This window comes from Thiolinea disciformis DSM 14473, assembly GCF_000371925.1.
GTDB lineage: Bacteria > Pseudomonadota > Gammaproteobacteria > Thiotrichales > Thiotrichaceae > Thiolinea > Thiolinea disciformis.
On record NZ_AQVE01000060.1, the window covers coordinates 1 to 2023 of the forward strand.

Consider the following 2023-nt stretch of genomic DNA (forward strand, 5'->3'; position numbering starts at 1 on the left):
GGCTTGGATGCTCTGCATGAGAAAGTCATTGCGTGGGCAGCGGCCAATCCGCAGCGACCGATCACCAAAACCGTGTTGATTAAGCAGATCGGCGCCGCACGTAGTGCTATTGAGGATTATTTGGCCATTACTCAAACAGCTATGGATGCTTATAACACTAGTAAATGACATAGCTTAAACGTCACACGTGTTCACTGCCAGCCACACGCCAGCAGCGTGTCCTTGCGCCGTAAGGCGCTCTTCTTGTCTTCCTTGCCTGAAACACAAGCGCTTTTGCTTTTTTTAATATCTTTTAAAGATCTTTTAAAAGCTTTTAGCACCTTCAGAACAGATTTTAGGTAGCTTAAAACCCAAGCCTTGGCCAAGAAAGCGCTTGCCCCGACTACGCTCAGCTATGCAGGCATTCTTACTCTGATTAAACGCGGACTTGCCAGTAAAACGCTAGGTCGCCAAGCGTTCGCGCTGGCTTTAACGTTCGGTGGAGTTGGTGTATCACGCACGTTTTGAGTTAGTTGATGAACAACGCGTGATGTTCTACGACCAAGCCAAGAAACGACTAGGCATTCCTTGCGTCTAAAGGTGATTTCAAAGAACGACTGATGAATTCATAGTTCATCTCTTTACTCTAACAAGAAGTACTACTACTTTCGCAAAAGGTCTAGTGTATTGCCATTAACTCCTGCATTAATGCTATTAGGCCAATAACTTCGACGTTTTCGTTTAATGGATAGCGCTCTTGGCCTGCATAGACCACAAATGTCTTTTGTGGGTTTAAATCTGCTTGTGCATGATAAAATCCCTTACTCGGAATAGGAGCAAGGCTGCGCTTAATTTCTATCGCCCATAATCCATGACGCCCCCCCAGCTCTAACACCACATCCATTTCAGCACCAGCGGCGGTTCGATAGAAACTAGCTGAAGTATGTGGCGGAGCAACCGCCAGTAGATTTTCAATAACAAAACCTTCCCAACTAGCCCCAATCACCGGATGTCCCAGCAAGGTATCGAAGTCACCTATACCCAATAAAGCATGAACTAGCCCACTGTCGCGAATATAAACCCGTGGGGATTTGACTAAACGCTTTCCCACATTAATGAAATAAGGGGGTAGTCGTCTGACTAAAAGTAAATCGACTAAAAGATCCAAATAATGGCTAGCTGATGGCGAGCTAACCCCTAAGCTTGCGGCTAATTGAGCCACATTCAAAAGAGCACCTTGTTGGTGTGCCAACATCGTCCATAAACGCTCTATGGTTTGGGCAGCAATACGAAAGCCAAACTGAGGCACATCTCGCTCTAAATAGGTGCGAATGAAGTTCCGCCTAAAAACTAGGCTATCTAGTGGATTGGCCGCTAAAAAACTGTCTGGAAGCCCTCCTTGTAACCAGAGGGTATTTAGTGCATCAGGGTATGAAGCAACTTCAAGAAGATTCAGTGTTCCCATCGCTACATACTCAATCCGTCCAGCCAAGGTTTCACTGGACTGGCGTAATAACTCGACCGAAGCAGAGCCTAATACCAAAAAACGCCCTGTACGTCTCCCTTGGCGACGCCCCTGATCAATCAAGCCCCGTAAACTGGTAAATAGTTCGGGGATTCGATGAATCTCATCCAAAATGACTAATTTATCTTGGTGTTGTTGGAGGAATAACTCTGGATCAGAAAGTTTATTACGGTCAGCAGCGGATTCTAGATCGAGGTAAACACTTGGGCGAGTCAAACCTATTTCATAGGCCAACGTTGTTTTCCCAACTTGGCGTGGACCAATTAAGGTGACAGCGGCTTGACGCTGTAGTGCTTGCAGAACTAGAGGAGTAATGTATCGCGCAATCATCCTTGTATTCTTAAAGATAATCTTTAAAAAAACAAGGAAAATTATAATCGCTAACAGGCCATCGGTGTTGTAGTAATACAAGGTTTAAACCCTGTACTACGTATCTTACGAACCCGCTGGTTGAGATCATTGTAATGATAGGTGTTTGCCGCTGGCCTGCTGGTCTTCTCTAAAACAGCGTTAGCGAAA

Annotated in this window: 1 protein-coding gene; it reads right to left on the minus strand. The window is 45.4% G+C overall.

Annotated elements, in window-relative coordinates; all coding sequences use genetic code 11:
• Positions 1-658: 658 nt before the first annotated feature.
• A complete protein-coding gene (locus tag A3IE_RS0119330; protein ID WP_020397255.1) occupies positions 659-1834 on the minus strand; it encodes an ATP-binding protein in 1176 nt (391 codons plus the stop codon).
• Positions 1835-2023 lie beyond the last annotated feature (189 nt).

What these genes read in the sequence shown, in the direction of transcription:
- A3IE_RS0119330 (WP_020397255.1), bottom strand. Translation starts at nt 1,834, where the DNA reads ATGATTGCGCGATACATTACTCCTCTAGTTCTGCAAGCACTACAGCGT.